Here is a 20,038-nt window from a genome sequence, read left to right on the forward strand (position 1 = left end):
ATCTTGCAGCCGTCATCCTGTTCTCGCCCCGTCCGCGCAAAGCCAATGCCTCGCGCAAGGGATCAAGGGCACAGATCGTTCCCTTTCCAATCGTACCGCGCCGCCATGATTGAGCTGACACATCTCCCCGGCGTCATCCGCGCAGGAGCTTTCCTGTTGCTCGCAGCGCTGCCCGCTGGCGCCGAAACAGCGCCGGTCCCGTCGTCCGATCCAATGCCGGAGCTTTCTGCCATGGGCCAAACGCTGAACAGCGCCGGGCAATACAGCCTGAACGCTCTGCTGGTCCAATTTGCCGATGACAGAAATTCAGCAGATATCGCGGCAGAGGGACCCTCCTGGTCGGATGTGATGCATCAGCAATCCGGGCGTGGGCAATGCCATGATGGCACCCACGATTGTGAAGGCCCTGGGCTGACCGGTGGTCAGATCACTCGCTAGGCGCATCCTCTGACCCGGCGCCCTCTGCCGCTGCTGCCTGTTGGGCCCGGAAGTCGTCCCACTGGTCAAAGCTCGTCATGATCTCGAACCCGCTGAGGGCCGAGCGCACGTCGTTCGACAGGTTTTCCACGCCTTCGCTGACATAAGACATGACCGCCAAACCCATGGCGACAGAGGCGGCCGTCATGACCACCCATTCGACCGTGGCCGAACCGCTTTCATCATTCCAGAACTGTGCAACGCAGGTCATGGCATCCTCTTGGAATCATCCAAGGACAATGATGCCTTACCGCCAAGGCAAAAATTTGACGGATTATGCCGCGAAGCGTGTCAGATTTCCGACCGGTCGCGGATGATCTTGGCGAACTGATCGAAGATCGGTTCGGCTGCCGCCAGAACCTGACCATCTTCCACCAGGTTCTGCCCCTCGCGAATCGGCTGCACGATGGCGCCCGCCTCTTTGGCGATCAAAAGGCCCGCAGCCACGTCCCAGGCATGAAGACCCCGTTCCCAGTAGCCGTCGTAGCGGCCCGCCGCCACATAGGCGAGATCAAGCGCGGCAGAGCCCCACCGGCGCACACCGGCACAGGCGGGCATCAGCCGCGCCAGATCCTGAAGCGTTGCGGGCAGGTATTTGCGTCCGCCAAAGGGCACACCGGTCGCAAAGACGCAGTCGATCATCCGATGGCGGCCGGACACGCGCAGGCGCTGCGAATCGTTCAGCCAGGCACCGGCACCTTTTTCGGCATAGAACATCTCGTCCTTCGCCGCGTCGAACACCACACCCGCCACGATCTCGCCCTTGTGTTCCAGCGCGATGGACACCGCCCAATGGGGCATCCCGTGCAGGAAGTTGGTGGTCCCGTCCAGCGGATCGACGATCCAGCGGCGGGTGGGGTCGGTGCCGGGGGTTTCCCCGGTTTCCTCACCCAGCCACCCATAGTTGGGGCGCGCGCCGATCAGTTCCTCGCGCAGGATTTCCTCGGCGGCCATGTCGGCCTTGGACACGAAGTCGCCCGGCCCCTTGGACCCGACCTGAAGGTTCTCGACCTCGCGGAAATCCTTCACAAGGCTGCGGCCTGCCTTGCGGGCGGCCTTGATCATGATGTTGAGATTTGCGCTGCCCTGCATGGCGTGTTCCTCGGCTAGACGAAAGCGGCGTATACCCCTAGTCCGCAGCAAAGGAAAGTTGAGAAGCGCAGTTTTTCAGCACCGCCTGAACAACCACGCCCCGGATGGGGACGGGACGTGGTTTGACAGGATCAGGCCGCGCTGGTCGGGTGCGCGCCCACAGCGCCTTTCTTCATGGCACGGATATCGCGTCCCAACAGGTAGTCGCGGGCGGGCGGGCCAAAGCGACTTGCAGCGCCGTCCTCGCCAAAGGCAACATGCGCCAGTTCCGGGAACAAGGTCAGCAGTTCGGCCATCGCCTCTCGGTCGATGGATTTCAGCGCCTGCGGACCTGGGTAGAACGCCTCGGTCCTAGCACCTTCCGCAAACACGATTTCATGCCGGTCGAACATGATATGGACATAGGTCACCTGTTCGCAATTCCGGTCGATCCGCGCGATCTGCCCACCATAAAGCTCCGCCGCATGCTTGGCCCGGATCAGCCGTTCGCCGCTGTCGGTCTTCATGACGAACCCGTGCTGAGGAGAGACCAGCATCTTGCGATCATTGCCAAACGCGCCCTTTCGGATGACGATGGGCTTCAACTCTGGCTGTTCGGTCAGCTCCGCTGCACCGAGTGTGCGGCTGCCGACCCAACGAACCGGCTGGAAGCCATTATCGGCGGTCAGCACCATGTCACCGGGGCGAATGTCCTCGACCGGGCGTTCGCCATCGGCGGTGATGATCATCGCGCCGGGCGTGAAGCAGGGAATGCCGATCGCGAACAGTTCGGGGATCGTGTCGACCTGGTTTGGCGCCACGCCTTCCAGCGTGATGCTTTCCCCCCCCGGGAAGGTCAGGATCGCATCACCGCTGCCATCGCCATTCGTATCGGTGACGACCACATCCCAGGCCGTGACCGGCGTGGTGCCATCGGTGGTCAGGCCCGTGACATCCAGCTGATCATAGGTGTGCCCGTCGCCACGGTCGCCCATGTCGAAGCCTGCGACCAGATCGCTGCCGCCACCATCACCAAGCTGCAGCGTGTCCTCGCCGCCGCCAAGGATCAGGGTCTCAAACTCTTCGGCATTTATCGTGTCGGTGCCATCAGAGATGGTCACGTCTTCCGGGTTTGCGTTGGTCAGGTCGATTGTGGTGTCGACCGTCAGGTTGCTCAGGTCGAGCGTGTCGCCATCGGTCTCGCTGGTTTCCCCGGCGATCAGATTGTCATTGCCGAACCCGTCTTCGACAATGACGGTATCGTCGCCACCTTCGCCGAAGACCTGGTCGTCGCCGGTGCCCGCATAGACAAGATCGTCATCGGTCCCTGCGAAGATGCTGTCGTCCCCGGCCCCACCGATCAGCGTGTCATCGAAGCTGTCGCCGATCAGCGTGTCATTTCCGGCACCGCCATCAATGCTGTCGGCCCCGCCAGTGGCAAAGACATCGTCGCCGTCGAGGCTGTCATTGCCGGACCCGCCCAGGATTGTATCCGCGCCGTCCTGGCCGAAGACCGTGTCATCGCCAAACCCCGCAACGACCGAGTCATCGCCCGCATCCGCCAACACGCTGTCATCGTTGCTGCCATCGGAATGATCAAGCGCATCAATCATGTCGCCTTCGGGATCACCGGTATAGCCCACGTCGATGGTGTCGTTGCCCGAGGTGCCCTCGACGATAAAATCGCGCCCGTCCGGGATGCCGATGGCCACCAGCTCGGCGACGCCATCCACCTCGCTCGGAGCGACGCCCACCAGTGTGATGCTCTCACCGCCGGGAAAGGACAGGACTGCGTTTCCCAAACCGTCATTGCCGACGGTCACATCATTCGTGGTGACCGGCGTGGTGCCACCATCCGAGGTCAGGCCGCTGACATCCAGCTGATCCTGCCCGGTATAGGTGCCATTGCCATTGTCGATCGGCGCTTCGAATTGCTGAACGATGTCCGACCCGTCCCCATCCGACAGAAACACGACATCCTGCGCACCATCATTTGCGCCAAGCGCGATGTAGTCGTCGCCCTGACCGCCCGCGACCGTGTCAGCCCCCGCGCCCATGGCAACGCTGTCATCGCCGGAAGACCCCGTCACGCTGTCATCGCCCGAGCCCAGAACAACGCTCTCGATCTCGGTAAAATCCGCGACGTCGCCCGCAGTGGTTGAGGTCAGGGTACCGCTTTCATTATCCGCCGCGCCATTGGCCGACAGATCCAGCGTCAGGTCAGCGCCTATCCAGGACGCATCCAGAACGTCGACATCCACACCACCTTCGCCACCCGCGATGGTGTCGGCGCCATAACCGTCGAACAGCATGATCGTGTCGGCATCATCGCCGCCAAGGATGCTGTCGCCGCCCCCCGCGCCGTTGAGAAGGTCATCGCCACTGCCGCCGTCCAGCGTGTCCGTGCCGGTGCCGCCATTGATCGAGTCATTGCCGCTGCCGCCGGTGACGAAGTCATCGCCCGCGCCCGCTGCAATACTGTCGTCATCCGCGCCGCCGTCGATGCTGTCATTGCCACCCTGACCGTTGATCAGGTCATTGCCCGCGCCGCCCAGAATGGTGTCCGCGCCTGCGTCATTGCCGCCCCAGACCGTATCTGCCCCGTCTCCCGCAACAACGCTGTCGTTGCCGTCCCCGGCCTCGATGCTGTCATCGTTCGAGCCGTCCGAATGGTCGTTCGCATCGACCATGTCGCCCTCGGGATCACCGGTATAGCCCGCATCAATCGTGTCATCGCCCGAGCTGCCCTCGACGATGAAATCGGGCGCGGGCGGAATGCCAATGGACACAAGGTCGGCCTCTGTCGCCAACTGGCTCGGGTCAACGCCCACCAGAGTGATCGACTCCCCGCCGGGGAAGCTCAGCAACGCGTTGCCGTTGCCGTCATCGCTGACAGTGACGTCGCCCGCATGGATCGGCGTCGTGCCCCAGTCGGATGTCAGTCCCGACACGTCCAGCTGGTCGTTGGTCGAGCCGTCGCCGCTGTCGGTCATGTCGAAGGCCTGGACACTGTCCGCGCCGCTGAAATCCGCCAGGGTGATGGTATCGCGACCACCGCCAAGGATGATGTTCTCGATCTCGTTGAACTGTGCGGTCGAGGTGCCGTCGCTGAACGTGCCTGCCTCAGGGTTCGAACCCGTCAGGTCGATGGTCAGATCGTCTGTGACAAGGCTGAGGTCCAGAACGTCGCCGGTGACCTCGTTGATGCCTTCCGCTTCGATCGTGTCATTGCCGAAATCGTTCTCGATACGGATCGTGTCGTCATTGAAGCCCGACCAGATATAGTCGTCGCCGGTGCCGCCCCACATCTCGTCATTGCCGACGCTGCCGCGCAGCCAGTCGTCGCCCGCGCCGCCAAGAATGGTGTCGTCGCCATCATTGCCGCTGATCGAATCGTTGTCGTCGCCGCCCTCGATCCGGTCCGCACCAAGACCCCCGTCAATCGTGTCATCGCCCGCGCCGCCAAGGATCGTGTCGTCGTCTTCGTCGCCATAAAGATCATCCGCACCATCGCCGCCGTCGATCGAATCCTCGCCCGTTCCGCCGCGAATGGTGTCGGCCCCTGTGCCGCCCTCGACCGTGTCATGCCCGGTATCGGCCAGAACCGAGTCATCCCCGGCCCCGGCGAGAACGGAATCGTCCCCGGCCCCGGCCTCGATCACGTCATCGTTCGATCCGTCCGCCGCGTCGCCCGCATCGACCATGTCGCCTTCGGGGTCGCCGATATAGCCCGCGTCGATCGTGTCCGCGCCGGAGGTCCCCTCGACGATGTAATCGCGCCCGTCGGGGATACCGATGGCCACGAGGTCATCAACCGTGGACAGGTTCAGCGGGTTGACGCCTTCCAGCGTAATGCTTTCGCCGCCGGGGAAGGACAGCACCGCGTTGCCGTAGGGGTCGCTGCTGACCGTGACATCGGTCGTGGTCACCGGAGTGGAGCCGCCGTCCGAGGTCAGCTTGCTGACATCCAGCTGATCGACCGCCGTGCCATCGCCGGAATCGGAGATGTCGAAGCCGCCGACCGCGTCCTGACCGCCGCCATCGGCCAGATGAACGATGTCGCGCCCGGCGCTGAGGATGATGTTCTCGATCTCGGTGAATTGAGTTGCGCCGCCGGTCGACCCGGTTTCGAAGACGGTGCCAGCCTCGGGGTCGGCGGCGGACAGATCCAGCTCCACGCCCGACGTGACCGCCGACATATCCAGCGTATCGCCATCGGTCTCGTCGGTCTCGCCGCCGGTGATCGTGTCATTTCCAAACCCGTCAGTCAGCGCGATGGTATCATCGCCGCCCTGCCCGAAGATCACGTCATCGCCTTCGCCGCCGTCGATCAGATCGCCTGAAGCATCCTCTGGCAGCGCGGCTGGCGTGACGGTGCCGACGACATTGTCGATCAGCAGCTCACCGCCGGAGGCGCTTGGCGGCTGCACGATCTCGATGCTGATCGTCTGACCGTTGAGGGACGGATCGACGACAGTGGAATCCACGGTGACATTGGTCAGCGCGTTGATGTTGCCGGTGGACCCGCTGGTGGAACCGATCAGGGTCGTGCCCGCATAGATATTGATCTGGTAGGGAACATCGCCGCTGCCGCTATAGGCTCCGTCGCCCACATCGGCAGAGAAGGAATAGGTGTCGCCAGCAGTATAGGTCTCGGACAGGGTCTGCGAAATCGCAACCGAGTTCGAGCCACCGCCGTGATAGATCCAGGCCACATCCGTGCCATCCACGGTGCCGGTATTGATCTCGGAACTGGTCGGATTGTAATCGCCTGCCTGCCCCGAACCGGAAACCGAAACGGTCCAGCCGGGAATGCCCTGAGAATACTGCCCGTCGGAATGGGCGGTCTGTTCAAAGCTCTGATTGTTGATGTTCAGGCTGCGTGTTGCCCCCCCGCCAAGCGACGGGTCGTTGCCCCCATGAATGGTGTCATTGCCGTCATCGCCTGACAGCGTGTCGCTGCCCGCTCCGCCAGCCACCACGTCATCACCGCTGCCCGCCTCGACGATGTCATCGCCAGCGCCGGACTGAACCGTATCGTCACCGCCAAAGGCCATGACATAGTCATCATCGCCGGTGGTCCCGTTCACGCCGATCGCGTCATTCGCGTCGATCATGTCGCCTTCGGGATCGCCGGTGAAGGTCGCGTCGATGACATCCGCCGCGCCGCTGCCCTCGACGATGCCGTCAAGCGGGGCATCGGCCACGGTCTGGATATTCACATAGCCGACGTCAGTGGCGCCGTCGCCGTTTTCGACCGTGTAAGTGAAGACGGTTTCGCCCAGGTCGGAATCGGCCGCGACCGACAGCGTGTAGTCGCTGTTCAGCGTAACGGTTTCGCCGGTGTTCAGCGTCACCGACTGGCCCGGAATCACCGCTTGCCCGTTGATCTCCGTCACGGTCAGCCCATTGCCGGACGCGTCGTGATCATTGGCCAGAACGTCGATCACGGCGGTGGTGTTGGCCTCCATCGTGACACTGTCTTCGAAGGCCAACGCGACCGTCTGGATACTGTCTGCCGCGATCAGGACGTTGGTGTCATAGGCGTTGTCCCCCCCATCGGCGAGGCCGATCCTGATGGTGTTTTCTTCGCCCGGATTGACCGGCGCCTTGAAAGACAGGGTGATGGTGAACCCGTCCATCTCGGTATTGTAGGTGTCCGCGCTGGCCGGGTTGTCGACATAGAGGTTCGAATTCGAGCTGTCGTTGACCGTGTCGATCGACACCGTATCGCCAGAGCTGGTCAGCGGCACGAAACTGCCATTGACCCAGACCCCGAGCGTGTCGTTCACGCCGGAGTTCACATATTCCAGATATTCCTCGGACGAGAAGACGAACTGCATCGTGATGTAGTCGTCATCGGGAATGAAGGTGGATTCGAAAACCACCGCATCAAAGGTCGAAGTGGAGGAGATCGCATCGAGATCCGCGTCCCCCGCCCCGCCATGGCCGGTGGATGTCCCGGCACTGGTATTGGTGTTTGTCCCCGTGCCCGCTGTTGTGAAATCGGTGGCGTTGCCGGTGGACAGGATCACCCCGCTGTCACTCGGCACCACCCCGCCAGAGGTCGCGTCGCCACCCGAATAGGTCCCGGCCTGCGTCGCTGCGCCGGTCAGCGTGGCGGACACGACTTGAATACCGTCCCCGAAAATGGTCTCGGCAATCGTCGTGGCATCGGTTGTGGTGGTGACGTTCAATTCGAGTGCGTCAGGCATTACTCAGACCTCCTGCAACGCAAGACGTCCCGACCGTCGCGACCACCCGATTGGTCGCGCGCCTGTCGGTCACAAGGAGAAAATCCCTTGGGAAAACCCGGTTTCCGGCCTGCATTGCACTGCTTTCACATTATTGTTCTGTGAACGTGCTAAGGTCTGATTGGGTCGGTTTTCGGGGCTTGCCCGGGCCTTTTGCGGCTAAGAAAACGGCGATTGTTGGCGAGATGAGAACAATTTACGGAAAGCTGACAAGAACCCGCCGCATCCGCGCCTCATTCGGGCCGGTTCAGCCGCGTCTTTGCAGCTTTACCGGCTCTGTCCGGGCCAGTTTCAGCACATGGGACATGAAGGGTTTCGTCGTATCCTCGACCCGCGTCGCCCCGTACATGCGCCGGGTCAGGCCGGTTTCGGTCAGCGGCCGGGTGACATAGCTGGAATTGGTCCGCTGTTCGCGCACCACCCAGTCGGGCAATACCGTGACCCCGCGGTTGGAGGCCACAAGCAGCAGGATCACGGCAGACAGTTCCACCTGCCGCACCGCACGCGGTTCCACCCCTGCGGGTTTCAGGAACTGGCTGAAGACGTCCAGCCGACTGCGTTCAACCGGGTAGGTGATTAGCAATTCATCCTGAAAGTCTTCCGGCATTATAAAGGGCTTGGCCGCCAGGGGATGTTCGGACGAGGCAACAAAAACCGGCTCGTAGTCAAAGAGCGGCGTGAAATCGACGCCGGGCAGATCCTCAGGGTCGGAGGAGATCACCAGATCGACCTCTTCCCGCATCAGGGCAGGCAGCGCCTCGAATTGCAGACCGGGGCGAATATCGACATCCACATCCGGCCAGGCAACGCGGAACTGTTCCAGAACCGGCAACAGCCACTCGAAGCAGGCATGGCACTCGATGGCGATATGAAGGCGCCCGACCTTGCCCTGCTGCATGGCGCGGAATTCCTCCTCCATCGCGGCCACCTGCGGCAAGATCTGCTCGGCCAACCGCAACAGGCGCAATCCGGCAGGGCTCAGCTTCATCGGCTTCGACCGTCGCACGAACAGTTCCATCCCGGCCTGATCCTCCAGCCCCTTGATCTGGTGGCTGAGCGCACTTTGCGTGATGTGCAGCCGGTCGGCGGCCTTGGCCAGCCCGCCTTCGTCATGAATGGCCTTGATGGTGCGCAGATGGCGGAACTCGATATGCATTAGCCAGGCTCATGTTGATGATGAATGTTATGAGTTTGTCTCAGCATTCTATCCATGTCACATCCTTGTGCAACAGCATCGAGGATGTATCCCAAAATGACCCTGCCGACCCCCAATGTTTCTTTCGAGTTCTTCCCCCCGCAATCGCTGGAGGCTTCGTTCCGCCTATGGGACACGCTCGGCACCCTCGCGCCACTGGCGCCCGAATTCGTGTCGGTCACCTATGGCGCGGGCGGCACCACCCGCGATCTGACCCATGACGCGGTGAAAACCATCCATGGCAATTACGGCGTCAAGGTCGCCGCGCATCTGACCTGCGTCGATGCCACCCGCGAAGAGACGCTGGCCATCGCCGACAGCTACGCGCAGGCAGGCGTAACCCGCATCGTTGCCTTGCGCGGCGACCCCCCCAAGGGCGCGTCGGGCTTTCAGCCCCATCCCGATGGCTTCGCGTCATCGGTCGAACTGGTCGAGGCGCTGGCCGCGACCGGCAAGTTCGACATCGCCGTGGGCGCCTATCCCGAAGCGCATCCTGATTCCGCCAACCTGCAAGCCTGCGTCGACTATCTCAAGCGCAAGGTGGATGCGGGCGCGACAACCGCCATCACCCAGTTCTTCTTCGAGGCCGGCAGTTTCCTGCGCTTCCGCGATGCCTGCGCCGATGCAGGGATCACCGCACAGATCATCCCCGGCATCCTGCCGGTGAACAACTGGACCCGCGTCCGCGGTTTCGCCAGCCGCTGCGGGGCGGTCATTCCCGCATGGCTGGACGACGCCTATGCCACAGCCATCCGCGACGGGCGGGAACAGCTCCTGTCCACCGCGCTCTGCACCGAGTTGTGTACCGAATTGCTGGAGGAGGGCGTGAAAGACCTGCATTTCTACACGCTCAACAGCCCCGACCTGACCCGCGATGTCTGCGCCGCGCTCGGCGTCACACCGCGTGTCACCCTGGCAGAGGTGGCGTAACACCCCCCGGTCTTCCGCTGGACCACCTGAAACGTTGCGTCACCTCGCGCCGCCGCAGTCAGAGCAGGATTGCGGCGGCGCAAGCCAGACGGGCATTCTGGTCTGGACCTCAAGCAGACCGGACCGACCATGCCCAACCCGATCTTCGCCTCAACGCCCGCAGATCTCGCGGACCGCGACACGCTCCTGTCCATGTCCGGCCTCGCCTTCATGCAAGCAATCCGCGACGGCCTCCTGCCCAATCCGCCGATTGCGAGAACCCTGAACTATCACGTCGATACGGTCGAGGATGGACGGGTGATCTTTCGCGGCACGCCGCTTTTTGATCATTGCAACCCCATGGGCACGGTTCATGGCGGCTGGTACGGGACGCTGCTCGACAGTTGCATGGCCTGCGCGGTGATGACGAAAGTTCCGAAAGGCTCGGTCTACACGACGCTGGAATACAAGGTGAATATCACCCGGCCCATTCCGCTTGGCACCGAAATCATAGCCGAAGGGGTCGTGTCCCATGCGGGCCGTTCGACCGGCGTGGCCGAGGGCACCATCCGCGGCGCCCGGGACGGCAAGCTCTACGCAACAGGCTCTACCACCTGTATCATCATGGCCACCACCTGACCCGACCAAAATCTTGTTTCAAGATTTTGCACCCGACCCCAAAATCTTGAAACAAGATTTTGGACGCGCATCGCTACAAGAGTTTTGTTTCAAAACTCTTGTAATGCAGCTGATTTCGTTGACTTCCCCGGGGGTTTCGGGCATGGCCGTTTCTTCAACTCACCCCCAAGGAGATCGCCATGATCACGCCGGTTCTACCCAGCTATTCCCGTGCACCTCTCTCCTTCGTCAAAGGCGAAGGGGCCTGGCTCGTGGAAGCGGATGGCCGACGTTTTCTCGATCTCGGCGGCGGCATCGCGGTGACCGCGCTTGGCCATGCCCATCCGGCGCTGGTCAAGGCGCTGACGGATCAGGCGAACGCGCTGTGGCACACCTCGAACCTCTACAATGTGCCCCAGCAGGAGGCGCTGGCCGAGCGGCTGGTGGAACATACCTTCGCCGATACCATGTTCTTCTGCAATTCCGGGACGGAAGCGGGCGAACTGGCCGTTAAGATGGCGCGTAAATACTGGTACGAGAAGGGCCAGCCGGACCGCACCACGATCCTCACCTTCGACGGCTCGTTCCACGGCCGGTCAATCGCCATGATCTCAGCGGCCGGGTCCGAGAAGCTGACCAAGGGCTTCGGCCCGCTGCTGCCCGGCTTCATCACCCTGCCCTTCGGGGATCACGACGCGCTGCGCGAGGCCGCAGCGCGGCCCGAGGTGGGCGCGATCATGATCGAGCCGGTGCAGGGTGAGGGCGGTATCCGCCCGCTGCCCGATGCCTGCCTCAAGGGCCTGCGCGACCTGTGCGACGAACATGGGCTGCTGCTGATCCTCGACGAGATCCAATGCGGCATGGGCCGCACCGGCAAGCTCTTCGCCCATGAATGGGCAGGCATCACGCCTGACATCATGATGGTCGCGAAGGGCATCGGCGGGGGCTTCCCGCTTGGTGCGCTCTTGGCCACCGAGGAGGCCGCCTGCGGCATGACCCCGGGCACGCATGGGTCGACCTATGGCGGCAACCCGCTCGGCTGTGCCGTGGGCTGCGCCGTGGTGGACGAGATCACCCGCGATGGCTTCCTTGAGGACGTGAACCGCCGTGCGGGGCTCTTGCGGCAGAAACTGGAGGGGCTGGTGGCCTCGCATCCCGATATTTTCGCGGGGGTGCGCGGCGAGGGCTTCATGCTCGGGCTCATGTGCAAGGTGCCCAACATGGACGTGGTCAATGCGGGCTATGACCAGCTGGTTCTGACCGTCCCGGGCGGTGACAACGTGGTGCGCCTGCTGCCATCGCTCACACTGACCGATGACGAGATCGCAGAGGCGCTGGCCCGGCTCGATGCTGCCGCAACGGCGCTGGAAGGTCCGTCACATGCCTAGGCGCGTCTTTTTCGAACCGGCCTATTTCGGCCACCGACGAGGATAGGGACAACCCGCACCCTTTCCCTTTCCTCGGGGCCGCCTGCTGTGCGGCCCAACACAAGGCACTGACATGAAACACTTTCTGGATATCAACACCACCGATCCCGCCGACCTGAGGCACATGATCGACCACGCCCGCGTGATGAAGGACGCCCGCGCCGGCCGTCCCAAGGGCACGCCCGATAATGAACAGCCTCTTGCGGGCCACATGGTCGCACTGATCTTCGAGAAACCCTCGACCCGGACCCGCGTGTCCTTCGACGTGGGGGTGCGCCAAATGGGCGGGCAGACCATGGTGCTGTCGGGCAGCGACATGCAGCTTGGCCATGGCGAAACCATCGCCGATACAGCCCGTGTTCTCAGCCGCTATGTGGACCTGATCATGATCCGCACCTTCGAAGAGGCGACGCTGCTGGAAATGGCGGAATATGCCACGGTGCCTGTCATCAACGGCCTGACCAACCGCAGCCACCCCTGCCAGATCATGACCGATATCATGACGTTCGAAGAACACCGCGGGCCGATCAAAGGCAAGAAGGTGACGTGGTGCGGCGACGGCAACAATGTCTTCGCCAGCTTCGCCCATGCGGCGGGGCAGTTTGGCTTTGACCTGACCTTTTCCGGTCCGCCCCCGCTCGACCCCGAGCAGGTCTTCATCGACGAGGCCCGCGCGCGCGGCGCCAATGTCACGATCGAGCGCAACCCGCAGAAGGCGGTCGAAGGCGCCGATCTGGTCGTCACCGACACCTGGGTGTCGATGCACGATCCGCAATCGGCGCGTGAACGGCGGCACAATCAGCTGCGCGGCTACCAGGTGAACGAGGCGTTGATGGCCCATGCCAAACCTGACAGCCTGTTCATGCACTGCCTGCCCGCGCATCGCGACGACGAGGCCACAAGCGCCGTCATGGATGGCCCGCATTCGGTGATCTTCGACGAGGCCGAAAACCGTCTGCATGCTCAAAAGGCGATCATGCGCTGGTGCCTCGGCGTCTGAAGACCCCGGACCGGGGGGCGCAACAGACCTCCCGGTCCCACAATTTTGGGTTGCAATGCCCCAGTTCAGAAACGATGCTGACGTGAATTTCATCAGTCAGGCGTTATTTCCATGAAGCATTTGATCGTCAGCCTCTTCCTTTTCGCGTGTGCCGCCCAAGCCACGGCAACCCCTGTCGACGTGACGGTTCAAGGCCCTGCGGGGCAACTGGCCGGAACGATCGAAACCCCACAAACCCCGTCCCGTGCCGCTGCGCTGATCCTGCCCGGCTCTGGCCCGACGGACCGCAATGGCAACAATCCATTGGGGCTGTTTGCCGCCAGCTACCAGATGTTGGCTGAGGATCTCGCCCTTGAAGGCATCACGACCCTGCGCTTCGACAAACGCGGCATCGGCGCAAGCCAGGGTGACCCAAACGACGTGACTCTCTCAGAATACGCCGAGGATGCCACGCTCTGGATCGCGGAACTTCTCCGCCGGACCGAGCAAGACTGCGTCTGGCTTCTGGGCCATTCCGAAGGTGCGATCATCGCCACGATGCTGGCGGAACGGGAGGATGTCTGCGGCATTGCGCTGCTTGCAGCACCGGGGCGCAATGTCGGCGATCTCTTTCGCGAACAGGTTGCCTCTCAGCCCCTGATCGCGCCGTCCGCCGAAGCGTTCGACATCGCTCTGGAAGAGTTCGCCGCCGGTGGCACCCCCGACCTCTCCGGCCTGCATCCGGGCCTTCACTCTCTCTTTGCACCGCAAACAGCGCGCTACATGCGTGATCTGATCGCTGCCAATCCCGGTGACCTTCTGGCCGCGACCACCGCGCCCGTGCTCATCATTCATGGCGATGGCGATGTGCAGGCCCCGCCCTCCGAGGCCGCCCCCCTTGTCGCCGCCCGCCCGGATGCCGAAGCGCATGTACTCAGCGGCATGACCCATGTGCTGAAACGCGCCATTCCTCGAAGCGAGGCCCCGAGCAACGAGGCCTTCACCCAGGCAAGCCTTGCCACCTATGCCGATCCGAATGCGCCATTGCATGAGGGTCTTGTGCCATTGCTCACCCAGTTCATCACCGGCAGCGCACCCGCAGAGACCACAGCCACCCCGGCCCCGGCACCCGCCCCGGCCCCGGTGCAATCCGACTCCAAATAGTCCCGCACCCTTGGGACGGCCCGCCTTGCATCTCCTGCGCCGGGGCGTCGGGCTCCGGGCGGAGATGTCCGGGCCTACTCCGCCTCCAGCCTGTCCAGCCAGTCACAGGCCAGCGCGGTGAACGCCTCGGGCCGTTCCCAGGCCACCGCATGTCCCGCCGTATCCAGCACGGCTAGCGTCGCGCGCGGATAGACAGGCATCAGGTCCATGGCATCGAGATAGCCCGACATCGAATCCTGCCGTCCAGCCACGATGAGGCTCGGCTTGTCGAACCGACCATCTGGCCCGGTCACGTCGAAGGGGAACAGAAAGCTCTCTCCGGTCGATTTCAACAGGTCTGCATCCGCCGTACCCGCAGTGGGCAATTTACAACGAAGCGTCTTGTCCCAGGTCTCTGCGGTCTGCACCACAAGCCTGTCAAAGCGCGGACGCTCTGCCGCGCTCAGCGACGCACGCAGCGCCGGGTCAGCGACCATCACCCGGTGCGCGGGTATCCGATCTGTATCCGAAGAAGGCGCACCGCCCGGCACGATCAGGCACAGTCCCTCCACCAGATCGGGGCGCAGATAGGCCAGACCCTGCGCGATATAGCTGCCGCGCGACTCTCCGACGATGGCAAACGGCTCTCCGGCAAAGGTCGCGTCCATGAAGGCGAGGACCCGGTTCAGCAGGTCCTCCTGTGTCACCACATCCCCCGCCGGGCTCTGCCCATGGCCCGGCAGGTCGAGATAGATCCGCCGCCACCCCGCGCGCGTCTCGAAAAGCGGCTCCACCGTTTCCACCATGTGACGGTGATCCAGCGTTGCACCATGCAGAACCAGCAGGTTGCGTCGGGACCCCTTGGTGATGAAATGCAGCATGGTCGTTTCCTCCCCGAGCTCATCTGCGCGCCAGCCTGGCACAGCGCGGACGGATCGACCAAACCAAAACCATTCGACCGCCACACGTCAGTGGCTTTCAGGCCTCGAACTGCTAGGCTGGCTTTGACGACCCGACACAAGGATCAGCTACCCGATGAACAGGAACTGGATCGCCCTGGGGCTTGCCGCCGTAACTGCCACCGCCGCCCTGGCCCATCAGAACGTGCAGAACCCCGCCGTTCAGGCCAGGATGGACAATATGACGGCTCTGGCACGACAGGTCGAGATACTGGGCACCATGGCACGCGGGGAAACCGCCTTCGACGCCGCTGCCGCCAATGCCGCGCTCGACCGGATTTCCGGGCAGGCCAACCGGATCATCGACCTGTTCGAAGCGCCGGAAACCGATCCGCAATCCGAGGCGCGCGCCGGTATCTGGGAAAACTTCGCCAATTTCAGCGGTCGGGCGCAAGAGTTGGAGCTTCTGGCCGCAGGGCTTGCCGGAAGCGTCGAAGACCGCGGCAGCCTGGTGACCGCGCTGCGCCGTGTGGGCGCGTCCTGCAGCGGCTGCCACGAGGATTACCGCCTCAATCGCAATTGACAGCCCCGGTCCACGCGATCACACAGGCCCGACGTTTCGGCATCGCCATCCCGGCAAGCCGCTTTCCCGACGTCGGAGCACCGCACATGCCGCGCAATCCGCAGCACCAACCTTCGTCCGTGGCCAAAGCACCTGCCGTCCCGCAAGGGGTTACTCGCCATGGCTGAGACACGCCAGATCCACAGTGTGATCCCGCCCACGCCCCCCGGCGCGGGCATGGCACCCAATCCGCCCCTGGCAATCGCCTTCATGCTGACCGCAACGCTGTTCATCGCGGGCTCCATGCTGATGGCCAAGCTTCTGGGAACCGACACGCTCGGCCCGCCGCTGCATCCGCTTCAGGTCAGCCACGGGCGGTTTCTGTTCGCCTTCGTCCTCATCGGCACGACCGTTGCCGTCATGCGACCAACCCTAAGCCTGTCAAACATCCGCATTCATGTGGGCAGAACCCTGTGCGGTTGGGTGGGGGTGTCGCTGATGTTCGCCTCGGTTGCCTTCATCCCGATGGCCGATGCCACCGCGATCAGCTTTCTCAACCCGGTCTTCGGCATGATGCTGGCGATCCCGCTGCTTGGTGAACGGGTGGGCCGCATCCGCTGGTCCGCCGCCGCCATCGCCCTGGTCGGCGCGCTGATCCTGCTGCGCCCGACGCCCGCAAGTTTCCAACCCGCCGCGCTTCTGGCCCTTGGGGCGGCGATGGCGCTCGGGTTGGAACTGATCTTCATCAAGAAACTGTCGGGCCGCGAAAAGCCCCTGTCGATCCTGTTCATCAACAACGCGCTCGGGCTGGCGGTGGCCAGCATTGCGGTGCTCTTCGTCTGGCAGATGCCCACGCCCGCCCAATGGGCGGCGCTTGTTGGCGTCGGCGGTACCATGGCCTGCGCACAGGCCTGTTTCGTCAACGCCGTGGCCCGCGCCGATGCCAGCTTCATTACGCCGTTTTCCTACCTCACCCTGGTGGTTGCGGCGGTCTATGACCTGCTGATCTTCGGGGTCCAGCTGGATGCGGTCAGCATCACCGGCGCGGGTATCATCATTGCGGGCGCGGCCCTGCTGGCCTGGCGCGAAGCACGGCGTACAAGACCCCGGCCCGTTCCGCAAGAATAACCCGCGCCGGGCCTTTCCTTCCGCGCGCCGGGCACATATAACTATACGCTGCACTTGGGGCTTAGGATCAGGAGGGACGCAAATGTCCTGGACCGACGAGCGGGTCGAACTTCTCAAGAAAATGTGGGGCGAGGGGCAATCGGCCTCTCAGATCGCCAAGGAACTGGGCGGTGTGACCCGGAATGCCGTGATCGGCAAGGTTCATCGCCTTGGCCTGTCCAACCGCACCTCCGGCAGCAGCAAGCCCGCCGCCCCGGTCAAGGAGGCCGCGCCGAAGCCCGCGCCGAAAGCCGCAGAACCGGCGCCCAAGCCCGAACCCGCCAAGGCGGAAAAACCGGAACCCGCCCCCGAACCCGTCGCGCGCCCCAACAATGTGACGCCGCTGCGCAAACCCATCGTGCCGGCCGGTCAGCCCCTGCCGCCGCAGCCCTCGGCCAATGAAATCAGCCCCGAGGCCCTGGCTAAGGTGCGCGAGGTGGAAACCCACGCCAAGCGCATCAGCCTGATGGAGCTGACCGAACGCACCTGCAAATGGCCCATCGGGGATCCCGCCACGGATGATTTCTATTTCTGCGGCCTGCCTGTGCAGCAAGGCAAACCCTACTGCGAGGCGCATGTGGGCGTGGCCTTCCAGCCGATGAGCAGCCGGCGCGACCGTCGCCGTTAATCGCGACGCTGAAAATTCTTCCCGAAGAATTTTCGGACTCGAATACCAGGAAGAGTTTTCAAGAAAACTCTTCTTGTCCAGAGTGGGAAGATTTTTCTGGAAAAATCTTCTTGCGCCTTACCGGCAGCTGCGCATTTCGCGCTCCGCCAGCCCGGTCTCGACCAACATGCAGCGGTCCCGCGCTTCGTAGTAATATCCACTCGCGTAGCGCCGGATCGCGCCGTCGAAATCCCCGCCCGACAGCAGATAGGCCCCACGCAGGTATTTCACCCCCCATCTGAGGTTCTGATCCGGGTCCAGCAACTCGGACGCCGGTCCCCGATGCCCCATGGTGCGCGCCGTTTCCGGCAGCATTTGCAGCAACCCGTAATAGGGCCCGGCGCGCAGATGCGGGCGATAGTCGCTTTCCCGGTCGATCAGCCGATGGATCAGCGCCGCCGGCACGTCATAGTGGTCGGCATAATGGTTGATCAACCGCCGCAGTTCCGGCGTCTCGTTTGGATAAAGCGGCGGGTCCCCGCGACGGGTCACGGGATCATCCCCGCCGCCGCAGGCGGTAAGCACAAGGGCCAGCGCGATCAGCATCCACCGCATGGCTCAGTTTCCTCCGAACAGGCGTTCCAGCTGCCTTGCAGCCTCGTCACGCAGCCGATCTTCCAGCGCATCCTGCGCGGCCTCCTCGACCGATTGCCCCTCTTCCACCTCGATCCCGAGCGCGTCCGCCGCAGCCTCCGTTGCGCGCTCTTCCAACGCGTCGATTTCCTCTTCCAGCTCCTGACGTGCCAGCGCTTCCAGATCGAGGCTGAAATTCGGATCCGCCCAATAGCCCGAGATCCGCAGCGGAACGCGCACCCCGCCATCCGATCCTTCACCATAGAGCACGCGCGGAACCACCGTGTAATCCAGCACCTGTTCCCCCAGACTGACCGTCCCTGCCCCGGTCAGCTCGCCAAAGGGCGCGGTCATCAACAGATCGTCATTCGTCACCACGCCCCCATCCATGGTGAAACTGGCGGTGATGCTTTCGTAGACGGTGCGCTGTCCCTCGCCGCGATAGGAGGTGTCGAAGTTGCGGATCATGCCGCCGATATCCAGCCCCAGGATTGCGCCTTCGCCAAAGGCGATGGACCCCGACCCTTCCAGAGAGTTCACCAGCGTGTTCAGGTCGTTGCCCACCATCAGGAAGGTCAGATCGGCGCTGCCCGTGCCTTCCAGCCTGTCCCAATCCGCGAAATCGGACAGCAGCGGGTTCAATCGCACATCCGCCATCTGCAAATTGCCGCCCATGGACAGCCCGCCGCGCCCGTTGATCACGTATTGGCCTGAAATACCGCCGCCATAGGCCGCCACCTCGCGCAGGTCGAAGACCAGCCGACCGGAATTCAGCGTGGCCCGCAGATCCACTGCACCAAGCTGCATGATCCCCAGATCGAGCCCCGCCAGCACCAGTGCCGCCTCCGCATCCGCTGCGTGCAGGCCGCTCACGTCGATCGGGTCCCGCGACCAGCCCCTTTCGGCCGACGCGGTAGACTCGCCGCCCCCCTCGCCTTCGGTCAGGCCGGAAAGGTCCAGCGACCCGCCGCTCAGCACTGCACGGATCATCGGGCGATCATCGCCGGGGATCACGTCGACACTGCCCGCCAGCACGTTGTCGTCAAAGGTAAATCTAGCGTCGCGCAGATGCGCCGTGCCTTCCGAGGCCAGCGTGAACGCGCCCTCCACCGCCAGCCGGTCCCGCCCCAAACCGCGTGGCAGCTCCGGCGCCGCCTGCCCTGCCAGCGCCATCAGCGGACCCAGATCGGTGGCGTCCAGCGCGACAGTCCCCTCCACGCCCAGGGGTGAAAGCCCCACACGCCCGTCGAACCCGGCCTCGCCGCCCGCCCAGTCCAGCGCCAAGGTCACCGGGCGCAAAGCGCCGTCCAGCAGCGGTCCGATCCCGTCGATCACCGCCTCGACCGACACTGTCGCGCCGTTCATCGCCCCGCTGCCTTCCAGCCGCGCGACGCCATCGGCAGACGGCAGGCGCAGGGTCAAGGTCAGGTCACTGGCCTGCACATCCGTGCCCGCCGCCTCGTCGCGGAACAGCAGCGACCCGGCGCTGATCTCCGCCAGATCGAGGCTGAACGCCCCCAATCCGCCGCCACCTTCTGCATCGTCCTCAGCTGCCTCGCTCACGCCTTCGCCGTCCGAAAAATCCCAGCTCACCGCCCCATCCGCACGTGACACCAGGATGATGTCGGGGCGGACCACCTCGAACCGCTGCACCCGGATCGACCCGGACAAAAGCGCCCACAGATCGACGCCGATATTCAGACGCTCGGCGCGCAGCATCGGGCCATCCTCGACCCATGCGGGATTGCCCACTTCGATCCCCTCGGCGCGGACACCAAGGGTCGGATAGAGAGAGGGCCGGATCTCACCGGAGATTGCCAGCGTCCGCCCCGTGGCGCGTTCGAACTGGTCACTCACGATTGCCCCGATCCGGTCGGCGGGGATCAGAAACAGCGTGCCGATGGCCACTGCCACCAGCACCACGACCAAGCCGATCAATCGAAAAATCCACCGCATGCCCGCCACTCCTTGCCTCTTTGGCGAAAAGGTAGCGCGATGCGCGGAACCGGGATAGCGCAAAGTTGGAAAAGTCCCGCGCAGGCAAGGATTTGCGCGCGGCCCCCTCGGGGGTGGCTGCGGGGCAGAGAGGCGGGGAAA

The 20,038-nt window shown here is 63.6% G+C and carries 16 protein-coding genes; 9 read left to right on the forward strand and 7 right to left on the reverse strand.

From position 1 onward, the window contains the following. The first annotated feature begins 105 nt into the window (after nt 1–105). Nucleotides 106–438: a hypothetical protein gene (locus tag EP237_RS15045; protein ID WP_127561715.1), complete on the forward strand. Its 333-nt coding sequence runs from the start codon at nt 106–108 to the stop codon at nt 436–438. On the opposite strand, the gene EP237_RS15050 is transcribed toward EP237_RS15045, so the two are convergent. From EP237_RS15050 to EP237_RS15065, 4 genes are all read right to left on the reverse strand, one after another. After that, on the reverse strand, nt 428–688 hold the full coding sequence (locus EP237_RS15050; protein ID WP_127561716.1) for a Flp family type IVb pilin: 261 nt from the start codon (nt 686–688) through the stop codon (nt 428–430). The two genes, EP237_RS15045 and EP237_RS15050, sit on opposite strands and share 11 nt — an antisense overlap. Nucleotides 689–768: 80 nt before the next feature. Next, nucleotides 769–1,569 carry an inositol monophosphatase family protein gene (locus tag EP237_RS15055; protein WP_127561717.1) on the reverse strand — a complete coding sequence of 267 codons (801 nt, stop codon included), beginning with the start codon at nt 1,567–1,569 and terminating at the stop codon, nt 769–771. Between the two features lie 131 nt (nt 1,570–1,700). Next, nucleotides 1,701–7,763, reverse strand: coding sequence for a choice-of-anchor L domain-containing protein (locus EP237_RS15060; protein WP_127561718.1), 6,063 nt, complete (start codon nt 7,761–7,763; stop codon nt 1,701–1,703). A gap of 286 nt (nt 7,764–8,049) precedes the next feature. Next, nucleotides 8,050–8,958, reverse strand: a complete 909-nt coding sequence (locus EP237_RS15065) for a LysR family transcriptional regulator (protein WP_127561719.1) — start codon at nt 8,956–8,958, stop codon at nt 8,050–8,052. A gap of 96 nt (nt 8,959–9,054) precedes the next feature. On the opposite strand from EP237_RS15065, the gene metF reads away from it, so the two are divergent. From metF to EP237_RS15090, 5 genes are all read left to right on the forward strand, one after another. Then, nucleotides 9,055–9,927, forward strand: a complete 873-nt coding sequence (gene metF / locus EP237_RS15070) for a methylenetetrahydrofolate reductase [NAD(P)H] (RefSeq protein WP_420812525.1) — start codon at nt 9,055–9,057, stop codon at nt 9,925–9,927. A gap of 129 nt (nt 9,928–10,056) precedes the next feature. After that, nucleotides 10,057–10,545: a PaaI family thioesterase gene (locus tag EP237_RS15075; RefSeq protein ID WP_127561720.1), complete on the forward strand. Its 489-nt coding sequence runs from the start codon at nt 10,057–10,059 to the stop codon at nt 10,543–10,545. A gap of 179 nt (nt 10,546–10,724) precedes the next feature. Beyond that, nucleotides 10,725–11,912, forward strand: coding sequence for an aspartate aminotransferase family protein (locus tag EP237_RS15080; protein WP_127561721.1), 1,188 nt, complete (start codon nt 10,725–10,727; stop codon nt 11,910–11,912). A gap of 112 nt (nt 11,913–12,024) precedes the next feature. Continuing rightward, on the forward strand, nt 12,025–12,951 hold the full coding sequence (gene argF, locus EP237_RS15085) for an ornithine carbamoyltransferase (RefSeq protein WP_127561722.1): 927 nt from the start codon (nt 12,025–12,027) through the stop codon (nt 12,949–12,951). A 111-nt stretch (nt 12,952–13,062) separates the two neighbouring features. Then, a complete protein-coding gene (locus EP237_RS15090) occupies nt 13,063–14,094 on the forward strand; it encodes an alpha/beta hydrolase (protein WP_127561723.1) in 1,032 nt (343 codons plus the stop codon). A gap of 74 nt (nt 14,095–14,168) precedes the next feature. On the opposite strand, the gene EP237_RS15095 is transcribed toward EP237_RS15090, so the two are convergent. After that, nucleotides 14,169–14,954, reverse strand: coding sequence for an alpha/beta fold hydrolase (locus tag EP237_RS15095; protein ID WP_127561724.1), 786 nt, complete (start codon nt 14,952–14,954; stop codon nt 14,169–14,171). A gap of 154 nt (nt 14,955–15,108) precedes the next feature. Here EP237_RS15095 and EP237_RS15100 point away from each other — a divergent pair, with 154 nt between their 5' ends. The 3 genes from EP237_RS15100 to EP237_RS15110 all read left to right on the forward strand — a co-directional run bounded on the left by EP237_RS15100 (nt 15,109) and on the right by EP237_RS15110 (nt 17,329). After that, nucleotides 15,109–15,555, forward strand: a complete 447-nt coding sequence (locus EP237_RS15100; RefSeq protein WP_127561725.1) for a c-type cytochrome — start codon at nt 15,109–15,111, stop codon at nt 15,553–15,555. 216 nt (nt 15,556–15,771) lie between these two features. Then, nucleotides 15,772–16,662 (forward strand): DMT family transporter, encoded by an 891-nt coding sequence (locus EP237_RS15105; RefSeq protein ID WP_127561761.1) that lies wholly within the window; start codon nt 15,772–15,774, stop codon nt 16,660–16,662. Between the two features lie 82 nt (nt 16,663–16,744). Continuing rightward, a complete protein-coding gene (locus EP237_RS15110) occupies nt 16,745–17,329 on the forward strand; it encodes a GcrA family cell cycle regulator (protein WP_127561726.1) in 585 nt (194 codons plus the stop codon). Nucleotides 17,330–17,446: 117 nt separating this feature from the next. Here the strand turns inward: EP237_RS15110 and EP237_RS15115 are convergent, their stop codons facing one another. Beyond that, nucleotides 17,447–17,923 carry a lytic transglycosylase domain-containing protein gene (locus tag EP237_RS15115; protein WP_127561727.1) on the reverse strand — a complete coding sequence of 159 codons (477 nt, stop codon included), beginning with the start codon at nt 17,921–17,923 and terminating at the stop codon, nt 17,447–17,449. A gap of 3 nt (nt 17,924–17,926) precedes the next feature. Then, the gene (locus EP237_RS15120) at nt 17,927–19,897 is read right to left on the reverse strand and encodes an AsmA family protein (protein ID WP_164744720.1); all 1,971 of its coding nucleotides are present in this window, start codon (nt 19,895–19,897) and stop codon (nt 17,927–17,929) included. Nucleotides 19,898–20,038 lie beyond the last annotated feature (141 nt).

Source organism: Nioella ostreopsis (genome assembly GCF_004000255.1).
GTDB classification, from domain to species: domain Bacteria; phylum Pseudomonadota; class Alphaproteobacteria; order Rhodobacterales; family Rhodobacteraceae; genus Nioella; species Nioella ostreopsis.